Source organism: Alkaliphilus peptidifermentans DSM 18978 (assembly GCF_900101495.1).
Classification (GTDB): domain Bacteria; phylum Bacillota; class Clostridia; order Peptostreptococcales; family Natronincolaceae; genus Alkaliphilus_C; species Alkaliphilus_C peptidifermentans.
Genome location: NZ_FMUS01000037.1, coordinates 1 through 15664, shown reverse-complemented (window position 1 = coordinate 15664; position 15664 = coordinate 1). Strand labels below are relative to the sequence as shown.

Sequence of the window (15664 nt, the reverse complement as noted above, 5' to 3'; positions counted from 1 at the left end):
GGACGAGCATGAATATTATTGAAAGACGAAAAATTTGGTTTGCACTATCAGGTGCAGTTATAGCTATAGGCTTAATAATAGGTCTTTTCTCTGGCATTAATTTAGGTATTGACTTTACTGGTGGTGCTTTAATGGAAATTGAAGTTCATCAAGAGCTTCCAGTGTCAGAAATAAGAGAAATTGTAAATGAGTTTGATCCTAACGCTAATATTAACTTATTGGGTAGAGATAGAACAATAGTTCAAATTAGAAGTACAATAGATTTTGATAATCAAGAGCGTTTGGAAATATTCGGTAAGTTCCAAGAAAAATATGATTTAGATTTAAAAGAAGACTTCCTTAGAGCACAGCAATTTGGACCAGCTGTGGGTAGAGAAATTCAAAATAGAGCATTAATTTCTGTATTGATATCTGCATTAGGAATGCTGGCTTATATTACCTTTAGATTTGAATTGCGTTTTGGTTTTGCAGCCATAACTGCATTAATCCATGATATATTAATTGTTATAGCCGTATATTCTATTTTTAGAATTCCAATAAATGCACCCTTTGTGGCGGCTGTTTTAACAATATTAGGTTACTCAATAAATGATACAATTGTTGTATTTGATAGAATAAGAGAAAACTTAAAGTTTATGAAGAAAAACAATTATGAACAGGTTGCAAATGACAGTATAAAGCAAACTATAGTACGTTCCATCAATACCTCTGTTACTACATTAATTACAATAGTTGCCCTTTATGTACTTGGTGTAGAACAGATTAGACAATTTGCTTTACCACTTATTGCTGGGGTTGTAAGTGGAACATATTCATCTATCTTTATTGCAAGCCCTGTATGGGTTATGTTGAAGGAAATGCAAGCTAAAAAAACGTCATACAACCCAAACCCAGAAACAAAATAAATTAATTTATTATGGGGTAATAACATTAGTATTAGTGTTATTACCCTTTTCATGTTATTAAAAATAATGTAAAATATAAGTATTATTATTTATAATTCTAATGGCAGCCTTTGCTGCCTTTATAATTTATATGTGATCTATTTTTAGGTGGTGAAGGAATGCTAGAGAAAAAAATATGGACATTTAAAAAAGCAGACGAGGATAAAATAAATTCACTGGTGAAAGAATTAAATATATCGACAACTACAGCTAAGCTTTTGTTTAATAGAGGTATTTTGGATGTAGAAGACGCTAAAATATTTTTAAATTCATCATTAGAATACCTACACGATCCATTTCTTTTAAAGAATATGGAGAAGGTGGTTAAAAGAATCAAGAATGCAGTGGAAGGCAATGAATCGATATGGATATATGGTGATTATGATGTAGATGGAGTTTCCAGTACTGCATTATTAGTTAGATATTTTAAAAGTATAGGCTATAGTGTTGAATCCTATATCCCCCATAGAATGGAGGAAGGCTATGGAGTTAACTGTGATGCTATAAAGGAAATATCAGAAAACGGTGGTCAGCTAATTATTACTGTTGACTGCGGAATAACATCAGTGAATGAAGTAGCATATGCCAATGAATTGGGAATTGATGTGATTATTTCAGATCACCATGAATGCCAAGAAGAGCTACCTGCTGCCTATGGAATTATTAACCCAAAGCAGACGGATTGTGGATACCCATTTAAGATGCTATGCGGATGTGGTATAGCCCTTAAGATAATACAGGCTTTAATGCCTAAGGTAGAGTTTATTAAAGAGGTACATAATTATATTGATATAGCTGCATTGGCCACTGTTGCCGATATAGTGACACTAACAGATGAGAATCGTATCATAGTTAAAAATGGAATGAAGGCCATGGAAAGTTCATCTAATGAAGGAATTCGAGCCCTTTTAGAGGTGTGCGGCCTGAAGGATAAAAAAATAAATGGAGGGCATATCGGTTTTATGCTAGCTCCAAGGATAAATGCTGCTGGAAGAATAGGTAATGCTAAGATTGGAGTGAGACTCTTAACCTGTGACGACTATTCAGAAGCTATTGAGCTGGCGAAATTTCTTGATGATGAAAACAGAGAAAGACAACATATAGAAATGGAGATTTTTAAACAGGCCATAAAGCAGCTGGAAGAAGATCCGGAACTACAAAATAGAAAGTTTTTAGTATTATATAATGAGGGTTGGCACCACGGTGTAATTGGTATAGTAGCCTCAAGAATTGTTGAGAAATACTATAAACCTACCATTATAATGTCTTTAGAAGATGGAGAAGCAAAGGGCTCTGCCAGAAGCATACCTGGGTTTAATATTTTTGAGGCCTTAAGCAGTTGTAAGGATATGTTCATAAAGTTTGGTGGGCACGAACAGGCAGCCGGACTATCTATGAAACAAGAGAAATTAGCGGAATTTAAAGAAAGCATTAATAATAAAGCTAATGAAGCCCTTTCCCATGATGATTTTATTCGGGAGATATCCTTTGATGATCACTTAGCCTACAATGAAATTGATGATAAAATTATTTCGGAGTTAGAGCTATTAGAGCCCCACGGGATGGGTAACCCTGGACCTAAATTCATATGTAGGAGTTTGAAGGTTTCTTCAATACAGACTGTAGGTGCTGAAGGTAAACATTTAAGGGTTGAACTTATCAATGAAGGCAAAAAAATCAATGGTATTGCCTTTGGCTTGGGATATTTAAAGGAATATATTCAGTCAGAAGACTTGGTTGAAGTAATTTTTGTACCAGAATATAATATATTCAATGGATATAAAAATCTACAGATGAACATTAAAGATATGAAGGTTATGCAGAAGGGTAAAAGACAGAATACAACTATATATAAAGACTACTTTAAGAATTTTAAGTTTGAAAAAGCTATGTTGGAAGATCTTGATATAAAGCTTAAGGAAACACGAATCATTACTGAAGATAAAAAGGACAAAATCATTATAGAACAAATATATGAGATAGCACCAACAGTAATACTTGTTAACACCCTCAATAAGGCCTTTCGACTATTAGGACTTATGGATATAAGGCAAAAAAATTGCATAAGAGAGTTTAATGTATTCTTTCAATATAGTCCTGAACCACCTAAAGAAGGTGATGTACATATAATCATTAATCCAAATATTGATAAAATTGAGTTTAGCAGTTATAATAAGATTATTCTATATGATCAGTTTTTTTCTCCAACTCAGCTTAATAAGCTGGTTGCTTTAGTTGATACTAAAAACCTCTTGGTTTTCTATGAAGCCGATGATGAGACGCATAATGTTGAGATATTAAAGGATATGATTCCTAATCGTGATAAGCTTATTACATTTTATAATTATTTTAAGACAATCAAGGATAAATCAATTCTAACCATTGATGAAATAGTAGAGACTATTAATAAGCAAAATAAGTTCATAGCAAATGAAATATTACTTAAGGGTGTCCTGGAGATTTTTAAGGAGGCAAGGCTAGTTAATTACTCACTTAATTCCAGGGAAGTTGAAATAGAGCTAGAGAAGCCAAAGGGAAAAGTTAACCTTGAGGAATTAGAAACCTATAAAAATCTGCAGAATTGGCTTAATAGTCAAAATGATTATCAAAGTAGATTGAAAGAACTATATAAGAGGAGGAAATAATAATGGATTTAAAAGGAATGATTAGAGAAGTACAAGATTTTCCTAAGGAAGGTATTAGCTTTAAGGATATTACCACCATATTGAGTGATAAGGATGCATTGAGATATGTAATAGATCAAATGGCAGATCAATTGGAGGATATGGATATAGATGTAATAGTTGGTCCAGAGGCTAGAGGCTTTATTGTAGGTACACCAGTTGCTTATAAGCTAGGTAAAGCCTTTGTCCCTATTAGAAAACCCGGTAAGCTGCCAGCAGAAACTGTTAAATATGAATATGAATTGGAATACGGAACAGATGCATTAGAAATACATAAAGATGCAATAAAGCCTGGTATGAAGGTGGCTATACTTGATGACCTATTGGCTACTGGTGGTACTGTTCTGGCTGCAGCTAAGCTTATAGAAGGACTAGGCGGAACTGTTGTTTCGTTAAATTTCTTAATAGAACTATCCTTCCTTAAAGGCAGAGAAACTTTAAAGGATTATAATGTTAAAACACTTGTAAGCTATGATGCTGAATAACAGCTAAAACCAATGAGTAATTAGTAATGTGAAATGTGAAATGAAAGAACCAAAGAAAAAGATGATAAAGAGTTAAGAATGAAAAGAGTTAAATTCTTAATTATGAGTCTCCTACATGTAAATTTCAACCACAATTGCTAATTACTAATTACTCATTACTAATTACTCATTGATTTACATTACTCATTATGTTTATATTATTTGTTACTGAGAGGGTGATTATTATGCTTGAGAATTTAATAGCGATGATAGAAGAATATAACCCTCAATGTGACGTTGAATTAATCATTAGGGCTTATAACTTTTCAGAAAATGCACATCAGGGGCAATATAGACGATCGGGTGAAAAGTATTTTGTTCACCCTGTTGAGGTTGCCAAAATATTAATTGAGCTTAAGCTTGACAGCAGTACAATAGCAGCAGCTTTACTCCATGATGTCATTGAAGATACAGATTATACCTTTAAGGATATAGAACGGGAATTTGACGATGAGATAGCTCAACTGGTAGAGGGAGTAACAAAGCTGACAAGATTATCCTTTGAAACAAAGGAAGAGAGACAGGCTGAAAATCTTCGAAAAATGTTTATCGCTATGGCAAAGGATATCAGAGTTATTTTGATAAAGCTTGCAGATAGACTACATAATATGAGGACATTAAAATATCAAACAGATGAAAAGAAAAAAGAGAAGGCAATGGAGACATTGGAAATATACTGTCCGATTGCCCATCGTTTGGGTATTTCTAGAGTGAAATGGGAGCTTGAAGATCTTTGTTTAAGATATATTGATCCAGAGGGTTACTACGATTTGGTTGAAAAGGTGGCTATAAAAAGACAGGATCGAGAAGCATATATAAACGAGGTTATGAAGGCGTTAGATAAAAAACTATATGAGTTTAGTATAGAAGGAGATATCTCAGGTAGACCTAAGCATTTCTATAGCATATATAAGAAAATGGTATATCAAGATAAATCCTTTGATGAAATATTTGACTTTTTAGCCGTTCGAGTTATAGTTGAAACAATTAAGGATTGCTATGGCGTTTTAGGTATAGTTCACACCCTATGGAAGCCTATACCCGGTAGATTTAAGGATTATATTGCCATGCCTAAGCCCAATATGTACCAATCACTTCATACTACAATAATTGGCCCCAAAGGGGAGCCTGTAGAAATTCAAATTCGAACCTACGAAATGCACCAGATTGCTGAATATGGTATTGCTGCCCACTGGAAGTATAAAGAAGGTAAAAGTAAAGATGACGATGATGGTATAAGTAATAACCTTACATGGCTGGGGCAAATGCTGGAGCTTGAAAAGGAAGCAAATGACCCAAAGGAGTTTATGGAATCACTAAAGATAGACCTTTTCACAAATGAGGTTTTTGTGTTTACTCCTAAAGGTGAGGTAATAAATCTACCAGCAGGCTCAACCCCCATAGACTTTGCATATAAAATACATTCTGGCGTAGGTAATAAGTGCGTAGGTGCAAAGGTAGATGGAAGAATTGTACCAATTGATTATAAGCTAAAGAACGGTAATATTATAGAAATACTAACCTCCTCCAATAGTAATGGACCAAGTCGTGATTGGCTAAAGATAGTTAAAAGCTCACAGGCCAAAAACAAAATAAAGCAGTGGTTTAAGAAGGAAAGAAGAGAAGAAAATGTAGAAAAGGGCCAAGAAATCCTTGAAAGAGAAGTAAGAAGGCAAGGCTTTAATCAACAGGAGGCTCTTCATGTAAAGCTATTAACGCAAATAGCCAAGAGATTTGGATTAAATAACGAAGATGACTTATATGCCGCCATTGGCTATGGTGGAATCACCTTAAATCAAATTATACCTAAAATTAGAGAAGCCACTAAGAAGGAAGTAAAAAAAGAAATCACACCAGAAGTTTTCGAAAAAGAGACTCAACATCAGCAGCCACAGGTGGATAGAAATAAATCCCATAAACAAAGTCAAGGTATTACCGTAAAAGGAATTGACAATATAATGGTTAGATTCTCAAGGTGCTGTAACCCCGTTCCAGGAGATAAGATAGTTGGCTATATTACCCGTGGAAGAGGAGTATCAGTTCATAGAGAGGATTGTCCAAACCTTATAGATAATATTGAATCTGCCGACCGCTTAATAGATGTAGAATGGGATACATCAAAGCCAATAACCTTTCAGGCAGAAATTCAAGTTAGGGCCAATGATAGAAAGGGCCTATTATCAGAATTCACAAGGATTCTTGCTGATAACAAGATAGTTGTAAATTCATTAAATGCAAGAACCAATAAAGATAGACTGGCAGTTTTAAATTTAATAGTTGAAATTGATGATATAGAGCAATTGGACAAGCTAATGAATAAAGTTAGAGCCGTAGATGGAGTAATAGATGTTTATCGTGTTATAACATAACGTTACTCTTACAGAGATTGATGACCTAAATTAAGGAGGTAAAAATGAGAGCAGTAGTACAAAGAATTAAAGAAGGTAAAGTAGTCGTTGATAATACAACCTCAGGTGAAATTGGACATGGGTTACTAGTATACTTAGGTGTTGCAGAAGGCGATACCATAGAAGATGTTAAATATATGGCTGAGAAGCTTATAAATTTGAGAATATTTGAAGATGATAATGAAAAAATGAATTTATCTCTTCTTGATGTAAAGGGTGAAATGCTGGTGGTATCTCAATTTACTTTATTGGGAGATTGTAGAAAGGGAAGAAGGCCAAATTTTACAGAGGCAGCAAAGCCAGACACTGCTGATGCTTTATATATGGAATTTATAAAGCTTTGCAGACAAATGGAGATTAAAGTAGAAACAGGTGTTTTTCAAGCCCATATGATGGTACATTCTATAAATGATGGGCCTGTAACTATACTTGTTGACAGCAAAAAAGACTTCTAAGGAGGATATTTATGATAATTGAAAAGATTGCTGCAGGTGTTTATGGAGTTAATTGCTATATAATAGGTGATGAAAAAACCAACAAAGCAGCAGTAATTGATCCTGGAGGCGACGGTGATAAAATTTTGAAAATCATTGAAGATAATGATTTAGAGCTTGAATACATTCTGCTAACCCATGGTCATGGAGATCATATAGGAGGAGTTAAGGAAATTCAAGATAAGACAAATGCTCCACTATATATACATGAAGCAGATTTATATATATTAAAGGATAAGAGTAAAAATTATTCATCCCATATGGGAACTAACCCTGTGGAGCTATCTACAGATAAATTCCTTAAGGATGATGATATTATTGAGTTAGGTGAGCTAAAGCTGAAGATTATCCATACACCAGGCCATACCCCTGGCGGAGTTTCGATTTTAGTTGACCAATACCTATTTACAGGTGACACTTTATTTGCCAATTCAATAGGAAGATCTGACTTAGATGGTGGAAATCATGATCAACTAATACATTCCATTCAAACCAAGCTAATGGGCTTGAATGATGAAATTACAGTCTTTCCTGGACACGGGCCTGCTACAAGAATTGGTATCGAGAAATTAACAAATCCATACATTAGATAAAGTATACTCCTGGAGGATGAGGGAAGAATAATAAAAAATATCTTCTGGGAGGTTTTTTTTATGAGGAAAAAAATTGGTGAATTTATACAAGAAAGAAATAATATAGCTTTCACAGATGTATCATTCCATGATCTTATTGAGATGAAGGAAGCAGGCTTGACCGACTCTGAAATTGCTACAGAGCTGGGTATAAGTAAAAATGCTGTAAGGGCTATAAGTGATGAAATAAACGAAGATTTCTGATAGGAGCATATAAATGATAAAAGCTGTATGTATAGGACATGATTATAGCTATGAGTTAAATGAGCTTTTAAAGCTCTTTTTCCCATCTGAAGAAATTGAAATTAGCACTGAGGTAGCTACATTTAGTAATAGTCCTGATAAGTACATATTAATTTCACTTATAGATGTATCAAATGATAGAGTTAAAGCTACAGCAACTCTTGGGAATGAAAACAAAGAAGAAACTATAACAGAAGAAGTTATTTATGAAGCAAATAATAATTTACAGTTGAAAAAAACCAGTAAAACTTTAATGAAGCGGACTGTTTTTATGGTATTAAAAAAGTTTATAGATATAGATTTACCCTGGGGAATTCTTACTGGAATTCGACCAACAAAAATAGTCCATGAATTAATGGAAGATAAATATGTGGATGAGGAAATAATCAGGACTCTAAAGGAAAAATACTTCATAAAGAAGGAAAAGGCTGATTTGCTATTAACAGTAGCTAAACGAGAGCATTCAATTATATATCCAATTCGGGAGGATTTAGTGAGTTTATATATAAGTATCCCCTTTTGTCCTACTAGGTGCGTTTACTGCTCCTTTCCATCAAATCCATTAACTAAATGCCTACATTTGCAGCAGCCCTATGTTGACGTACTATATAGAGAAATAAAGGAAATAGGGAAAGTACTAAGTGAGAAGGGTAAGAAGCTGGAAACAATATATATTGGAGGGGGAACACCTTCTACTTTAACCATAGATCAAATGAATAAAATATTTACTCAAATTAAGGAATCCTTCAATCTGTCAGAGCTAAAGGAATATACCTTTGAAGCTGGAAGACCAGACACTATTACCCGGGAAAAGTTAAAGACAATGAAGGATAATGGTATTACTAGAATAAGCATTAATCCCCAAACTATGAATGACTGTACTTTAAAGACAATTGGTAGAAATCACTCTGTTCAGCAGCTGAAGGAGGCCTTCTTTATGGCTCAGGAGGAAGGCTTTGAAAATATTAATATGGACTTAATTATTGGACTGCCGGGGGAAGATACCAATATGGTAGAAAAGACTATGAAGGAAATTAAAGAATTGTCGCCAAGCAGCTTAACAGTCCATACACTGGCGGTAAAACGGGGTTCTAAGCTTAGGGAGGATACAACAGCCTATCATCTTCATGAAGAGGAAGTGGCGAAAATGCTTGAAGTAACAGCACAATATGCTGAAGAAATGGGACTAAATCCATATTATATGTATAGACAAAAGCAAATGCTTGGGCATCTAGAGAATATTGGCTATTGTAAAGAAGGATATCAGTGTATCTACAACATTCAAATAATGGAGGAGAAGCAGACTATAATAGCATTGGGAGCAGGAGCAGTTACAAAGGTTGTATTCAACGATGAAAATAGATTAGAGCGAGTACCTAATGTAAAGGATCTTCAGCTATACTTAGATAGAGTAGATGAGATGATTGAAAGGAAAAAAACACATATATAAAAATTTTTATATTATTATAATTTAAGCGTTGACATAAATTTAGAAAAGCTTTATAATATTACCAATTATATTAAGGTCAAATACGTTGAAAAGGAAGAGTAGCGTTGTTTTACGTCAAAGCGAATCGAGGATGGTGGAAGCTCGACACGAAAAGACAGCATGAAGACACCTTTGAGTAGAACTCTGAATTTAGTAGGAGGTTACGTGAGCCTGCGTTAATGGTTTAAGTGGGATAATATCCAATCAGGGTGGTACCGCGGGAAAATTAACTCTCGTCCCTTACTAGGGCACGGGAGTTTTTGTATTTTTATAAATGAAAAAAAGAAATGGAGGCTTGTGAATATGAAGGTAAGTACATTAACAGTTAAAGGAACATTTGATATATTACCTAATGATATGACACTTAGAGAGTGGATGAAAAACACGGTAATAGAAATCTATAAGCAGGGTGGCTTTCAACAAATTGAAACTCCATCAATTGAAAACCTAGAATTATTGACAAAAAGTGATGGTGGAGAAAACCTAAATTTACTTTTTAAAATACTTAAGCGAGGAGAAAAGCTTGATCTAGAAAAAGAAAATCTGACGGATGATGATCTTTGTGATTTAGGGCTAAGATATGATTTAACCTTACCCTTAAGCAGATTCTATACAAACAATCGTGAAGAACTGCCAAATCCCTTTAAGGCCATACAAACTGGCTGGGTATGGAGGGCTGAAAAACCACAAAAGGGTAGATTTAGACAGTTTATCCAATGTGATATCGATATTATCGGCGAAAAGTCTGATATAGCCGAAATAGAATTAATAACTACAACTGCCAAGGCATTACAGGCATTATCCTTTGATAATTTTACTGTTAAAATAAACGATAGAAGGCTTTTGAAAAGCTTAATTATTAGCGTAGGCTTTGAAGAGGAAGCAATTGAATCAATATGTATTACCCTGGATAAGATGGATAAGGTGGGTAAAGAAGGTGTACAAAAGGAATTACTGGCAAAGGGATATGATGAAGCTAAAGTAGTTGACCTTTTAATAGCTTTAGACGACCTTAAAACTTTAGATGGCGAGGTCTTAGAAAAATACAACGTTGAGGAAGAGGTACTTCAATCACTAAAAAAGGTAATAGAAGTGGTAGAAAAGCAATCTAAGGGATTATATAATATTGAATTTGATGTAACTCTAATAAGAGGTATGGGATACTATACAGGGCAAATATTTGAGGTGGTAAGCAATGACCTAGGAAGCTCAATTGCTGGTGGTGGTAGATACGACAAAATGATAGGAAGATTCCAAAAAGAAGATGTACCAGCAGTTGGTTTTTCAATCGGGTTTGAAAGAATTTTTACCATCCTAAAGGAAAGAAATTTTGCTATACCTAATACAACCACAAGGATAGCATTGCTGTTTGATTCCAATGAAGATGTAAATGCAGTATTAGAACAAGCAAACAAACTAAGGGAAAAGGGAAATATTGTTAGTATATTCCCTAAAAATAAAAAGTTCTCTAAGCAAATAAATAATCTAAAAAAGCAATTATTTGATGCCTATGGAATTTGCAATGAAGGGGAAGTTAGTGAGATAGTATCCTTAAAGGAAGAGTAATTAATCACATAAAATAGGCATGATAGGGAGGTTAATAACATGACAACAAAACTTAAGAGAAGTCATATGTGTGGTACGCTAAATGAAGCTCAGATAGATGAAGCAGTTACCCTTATGGGTTGGGTACAAAAAAGACGTGATTTAGGTGGATTAATTTTTGTAGATATGAGGGATAGAACAGGAATTGTTCAAATTGTTTTTGATAAGGATATATCAGAGGAAGCCTTTAAAAGGGCAGAGGACTTAGGCTCTGAATATGTAATAGCAATTGAAGGTAAGGTTTATAAAAGACAATCTGTAAATCCAAATATTCCAACAGGAGAAATAGAAATTTTTGCAGAGACCCTTGATATACTAAATACATCAGAAACACCGCCAATATATATAAAGGATGACGATGATGTTTCGGAAAACCTTAGATTAAAATATAGATACCTTGATTTAAGAAAGCCTTCAATGCAAAAAAATCTTTTTCTACGTCATAAGACCGCCAATGTAGTAAGAAACTTCTTATCAGATGAAGGCTTTATAGAGATGGAGACCCCTGTTTTAACAAAAACTACACCAGAGGGTGCTAGAGACTATCTTGTACCCAGTAGAGTGAACCCTGGCAAATTTTATGCACTACCCCAGTCACCACAGCTTTTTAAGCAGCTATTAATGGTATCTGGAATGGATAGATATTTTCAAATAGTAAAATGCTTTAGAGATGAAGATTTAAGGGCCGACAGACAGCCAGAGTTTACTCAAATCGACTGTGAAATGTCCTTTGTTGATGTAGACGATGTAATAGTGATTAATGAAAGACTTCTTAAAAAGGTTTTTAAGGAAGTTATGGATATAGAGCTACAGATTCCATTACAACAAATTACCTATAAAGAAGCCATGGAGAGATATGGATCAGATAAGCCGGACCTCAGATTTAGTTTTGAGCTCTTTGATGTTTCAGAAGCTGTAAAGGATTCTCAGTTCAAGGTATTTACATCAGCAGTTGCTGGTGGAGGCTCTGTTAGAGGAATAAATTTAAAGGGTTATGGAGATAATTTTAGTCGCAAGGATATAACATCCCTTGAAGAATTTGCTAAAACCTATGGCGCTAAAGGTTTGGCATGGATAAAAATCACAGAAGATGGAGTAACATCACCAATTGCTAAATTCTTAAGTGAAGAAGAAATGGATAGTATACTTAGAATTGCAGATGCTACTAAAGGAGATTTACTTTTATTTGTTGCAGATAATAATAATGTTGTATTTGATTCATTAGGCCATTTAAGGGTGGAGGCTGCTAAAAGACTAGGAATCCTTAATAAAGATGAATATAAGGCTTTATGGGTTACAGAGTTTCCATTGTTTGAGTATGATGAAGAGGAAAATCGATTTGTGGCAAAGCATCATCCATTTACCTCACCAATGGAGGAGGATATTCCATTATTGGATAGCGACCCTGCAAATGCTAGAGCAAAGGCCTATGATATTGTCATTAATGGATATGAAATTGGTGGAGGTAGTATAAGAATATCTTCATCGGAGCTACAACAAAAAATGTTTAAAGCCTTAGGCTTTAGTGAAGAAGAGGCTTGGGAAAAATTCGGCTTCCTATTAGATGCATTTAAATATGGAACACCACCCCACGGAGGAATTGCTTTTGGATTAGATAGATTAATCATGATTTTGGCTAAGGAAGACAATATCCGTCAGGTTATTGCATTCCCTAAAACTCAAAATGCTACATGTCCATTAACAAATGCGCCATCAGAGGCAGATAGTAAACAGTTAAAGGATTTAAGCATAGAGGTTAAAATTGAGAAATAAAACAAATTGGCAATAATTAAAATTGAAAAAGTATAGTAGTTATGATATTATACTAGTAAGAAATCCTGCTGTGTGCGTATATTCGATCTCGTTTTGAGCCAACATTTCGACGTCGGGAATCCGAGTTTGTTGATGGATGGAAAGCCTCCGTTGGAGAGGACTTCAAAAGTCAATGACAGGTTACCCACCTGCTAGAGGCAGGTTTCAAAACAATCGATACACGGCATGGCGGGACACTAGATTTAAACCTTGGCTTCCTTTACTTTTAAGGAAGCTTTTTATTATGTTAAAGATATTATCAACCTTTAGAATTATGGAATTTAATGAGGGAAAACTAATTGACATATATTATAAATTTAAGTAGTATTAATTCTAGCCTAACAATTAAGGAGGAGAATTATGGCTTTACATGCATTTTCGAGAAGCGAGCTTTTATTGGGTACAGAGGGACTTAAAAAATTAAAAAATAGTAAAATTGCCATATATGGTATTGGTGGAGTTGGAACCTTTGCTGCAGAGGCCTTAGCCCGTTCGGCAGTGGGGAGCTTTGTTTTAGTGGACGATGATGATATATGCCTAACCAATATAAATAGACAAATTCATGCTACACGTAAAACAATTGGTAAGGCAAAGGTTGAATTAATGAAGGAACGAATACTTGATATAAATCCGAAGGCTGAGGTAATTACCTATAAAGAGCTTTACAATAGTGAAAGTGCCGATAGACTTTTATCAACAGACTATGACTATGTTATTGATGCAATTGATATGGTCAGTGCTAAACTAGATTTAATAGAGCGTTGTAAAGATAAAAATATACCTATAATAAGTAGTATGGGAGCAGGCAATAAATTAGACCCTACCCGCTTTGAAGTAACAGACATATTTAAAACCAGTATATGCCCTCTGGCCAAGGTAATGAGGAAGGAATTGAAGAAGAGAGGGGTAAAGGACTTGAAGGTTGTTTTCTCGAAGGAAGAACCCATGACACCCCTAGAAATAGATAGCGATTGCAAAACCGACTGTATATGTCCTAATAAGGATAGAACCTGTACAGTAAGACATCAAATACCTGGCAGTGTAGCCTTTGTACCCTCAGCAGTAGGATTAGTTATAGCTTCTGTTGTAGTTCGTGATTTATTGGGTATATAGTATAAGAGAAATGAGTAATTAGTAATGTGAAATGAGTAATGTTGAATGAAAAGCATGAAATTGAAAATTGAAAATGGAAAAATGTTGTGTCATTCTGAGCAAAGTGAAAAATGTACTATCAATTATTGATTATTATTGAATTCATAAGTTCATAGGAGGGGAAAATATGAAACAGTGTGGTATTGTAACTGAGGTTAATGGTGATTTGGCTAAGGTTGTCATGGAAAGACACTCCAGCTGTGGAAGCTGTACAGCCTGCAAAATGGGACGGGAAGAATCAAAATTAGAGATTGAAGCTATCAATGTAGCCAAGGCTCAAAAAGGTCAATGGGTGTCGGTTGACATGGAGCACCAAGATGTTTTGACTGCAGCTCTAATAGTATATGTTATTCCTCTAATAAGTTTGGTTTTAGGTATTTTTATAGGAAATATTTTGGTGCCAGATACTTTGCAATATAAGGATATAGCAGTTGCAGCAATTGGATTTGTGTTGATGGCTCTTAGCTTTTTAGTTATAAAAAGTAAAGAAGGCAAAATAAAAGCAAGCAAAAAATATCAGCCAGTAATCACAGCTGCCTTTGACGAAAGACAAGAGGTATAAATAAAACCCCATTCATTTGAATGGGGACAGACTGTTGAAAATCCTCCATCTTCTTCGTTGCTTCAAAAACCCAGCACCCTTACGTATTACGTATACGCTGCTTGCACTGGGTTTTCTTGCGCCTCGAATCTGAAGAATTTTGATCAGACTGGATATTGTTGACTTTTTCAAAAACCTCACCCCATTCATTTGAATGGGGTTTTGTATGACTTCTGCTGTAATTGCTTCCTATAAGAATTCAATGATAATACAATAGTTAAGGCACCAGCTATTGCTATTGATATTAAAAGAGCTTCACTTCCATACTGGGCCGCTCTTTCATAGTTTTGCTCTAAAATCGATAGCATTGTAAAATATATACCAAAGCCAGGTACTAGGGGAACAATACCGGGGATGATAAAAACCGTTATGGGCTTCCTGTCGGTAATTGCAAATATCTCACCTATGAGAGCTATAAAAAATGAGGCTATAAAGGTGGCCAATACAATATTACCTGTTATATGATTTAAATAACTGTACAAACCCCAGCCAATAGCTCCTCCAAAGCCAGTCTTAAGAAGAACTGATTTTGGAGTATTAAATAAAATTGCAAAACCAATTGTTGCAATGTATGCAAAGAAAAAGTTTCTTATATAAAATATCATAGTAGGTTACCGCCCTTCAAAAAAATTAAGCTCTGTAGAACAAAGCCCACTCCAAAGGCAATGGAAATGGCTATTAATAAAGCCTCAGCACCTCTTGCCAAACCGGAAACTAAGTCGCCTGCAATAGAATCTCTAATAGCATTGGTCATGGCTACTCCTGGTACCATCACCATTATTGCACCTATAATAACCTTATCTAGACTTATGCTTGGATGTAAAGTGCTAAAAATTACTGCCGCTAAAGCAGCTATACATCCACCAGCAATATTAGTTACAAATAAATTAAAATTAATACGCCTTAATCTATGAATAGAGTAGGTTACCAAAATACTTGTGAGTAAAGCGGCAATAAAATCTAACCAACTAGCCCCAAGCAGAAGGGCAAAAAATCCACTTGCAATACCACCACTTAATGCCTGAATCTTTATAGGGTAGGGAGGTGTACCATCAATAGACTTCAAAATAGCCATG

Annotated in this window: 14 protein-coding genes, 1 other RNA gene and 1 other annotated feature; of the genes, 13 read left to right on the top strand and 2 right to left on the bottom strand. The window is 34.8% G+C overall.

Annotated features, from left to right (window positions below; all coding sequences use genetic code 11):
* Window positions 1-8 precede the first annotated feature (8 nt).
* From secF to BLP68_RS19345, 13 genes are all read left to right on the top strand, one after another.
* Entirely contained in the window at window positions 9-905 is an 897-nt protein-coding gene (gene secF / locus BLP68_RS19405) for a protein translocase subunit SecF (protein ID WP_091547239.1), read from the top strand.
* A 158-nt stretch (window positions 906-1063) separates the two neighbouring features.
* On the top strand, window positions 1064-3589 hold the full coding sequence (recJ, locus tag BLP68_RS19400; protein WP_091547238.1) for a single-stranded-DNA-specific exonuclease RecJ: 2526 nt from the start codon (window positions 1064-1066) through the stop codon (window positions 3587-3589).
* A gap of 2 nt (window positions 3590-3591) precedes the next feature.
* Window positions 3592-4113 (top strand): adenine phosphoribosyltransferase, encoded by a 522-nt coding sequence (locus tag BLP68_RS19395; RefSeq protein WP_091547236.1) that lies wholly within the window; start codon window positions 3592-3594, stop codon window positions 4111-4113.
* A gap of 224 nt (window positions 4114-4337) precedes the next feature.
* Window positions 4338-6521, top strand: a complete 2184-nt coding sequence (locus BLP68_RS19390; protein WP_091547235.1) for a RelA/SpoT family protein — start codon at window positions 4338-4340, stop codon at window positions 6519-6521.
* Between the two features lie 44 nt (window positions 6522-6565).
* The gene (gene dtd / locus BLP68_RS19385; protein WP_091547233.1) at window positions 6566-7015 is read left to right on the top strand and encodes a D-aminoacyl-tRNA deacylase; all 450 of its coding nucleotides are present in this window, start codon (window positions 6566-6568) and stop codon (window positions 7013-7015) included.
* A gap of 11 nt (window positions 7016-7026) precedes the next feature.
* Window positions 7027-7647, top strand: a complete 621-nt coding sequence (locus BLP68_RS19380) for an MBL fold metallo-hydrolase (RefSeq protein ID WP_091547232.1) — start codon at window positions 7027-7029, stop codon at window positions 7645-7647.
* Window positions 7648-7707: 60 nt separating this feature from the next.
* The gene (locus tag BLP68_RS19375; protein ID WP_091547230.1) at window positions 7708-7890 is read left to right on the top strand and encodes a hypothetical protein; all 183 of its coding nucleotides are present in this window, start codon (window positions 7708-7710) and stop codon (window positions 7888-7890) included.
* Window positions 7891-7903: 13 nt separating this feature from the next.
* Window positions 7904-9379: a coproporphyrinogen dehydrogenase HemZ gene (gene hemZ, locus BLP68_RS19370; RefSeq protein ID WP_091547229.1), complete on the top strand. Its 1476-nt coding sequence runs from the start codon at window positions 7904-7906 to the stop codon at window positions 9377-9379.
* A gap of 76 nt (window positions 9380-9455) precedes the next feature.
* Window positions 9456-9662, top strand: a binding site (T-box leader).
* A 59-nt stretch (window positions 9663-9721) separates the two neighbouring features.
* Window positions 9722-10984, top strand: coding sequence for a histidine--tRNA ligase (gene hisS / locus BLP68_RS19365; protein ID WP_091547227.1), 1263 nt, complete (start codon window positions 9722-9724; stop codon window positions 10982-10984).
* A 39-nt stretch (window positions 10985-11023) separates the two neighbouring features.
* Window positions 11024-12796: an aspartate--tRNA ligase gene (aspS, locus tag BLP68_RS19360; protein WP_091547225.1), complete on the top strand. Its 1773-nt coding sequence runs from the start codon at window positions 11024-11026 to the stop codon at window positions 12794-12796.
* 59 nt (window positions 12797-12855) lie between these two features.
* Window positions 12856-13035, top strand: a non-coding RNA gene (gene ssrS, locus BLP68_RS19355) — 6S RNA.
* Window positions 13036-13195: 160 nt separating this feature from the next.
* The gene (locus tag BLP68_RS19350; protein WP_091547224.1) at window positions 13196-13948 is read left to right on the top strand and encodes a tRNA threonylcarbamoyladenosine dehydratase; all 753 of its coding nucleotides are present in this window, start codon (window positions 13196-13198) and stop codon (window positions 13946-13948) included.
* A 166-nt stretch (window positions 13949-14114) separates the two neighbouring features.
* Window positions 14115-14549, top strand: a complete 435-nt coding sequence (locus BLP68_RS19345) for a SoxR reducing system RseC family protein (protein ID WP_091547222.1) — start codon at window positions 14115-14117, stop codon at window positions 14547-14549.
* Between the two features lie 185 nt (window positions 14550-14734).
* On the opposite strand, the gene BLP68_RS19340 is transcribed toward BLP68_RS19345, so the two are convergent.
* Together BLP68_RS19340 and BLP68_RS19335 are read right to left on the bottom strand one after the other, a co-directional pair.
* Window positions 14735-15193 (bottom strand): threonine/serine exporter family protein, encoded by a 459-nt coding sequence (locus BLP68_RS19340; protein WP_091547221.1) that lies wholly within the window; start codon window positions 15191-15193, stop codon window positions 14735-14737.
* On the bottom strand, window positions 15190-15664 hold a 475-nt coding region (locus tag BLP68_RS19335), incomplete at its 5' end, for a threonine/serine exporter family protein (protein ID WP_091547219.1). The genes BLP68_RS19340 and BLP68_RS19335, both read right to left, overlap by 4 nt.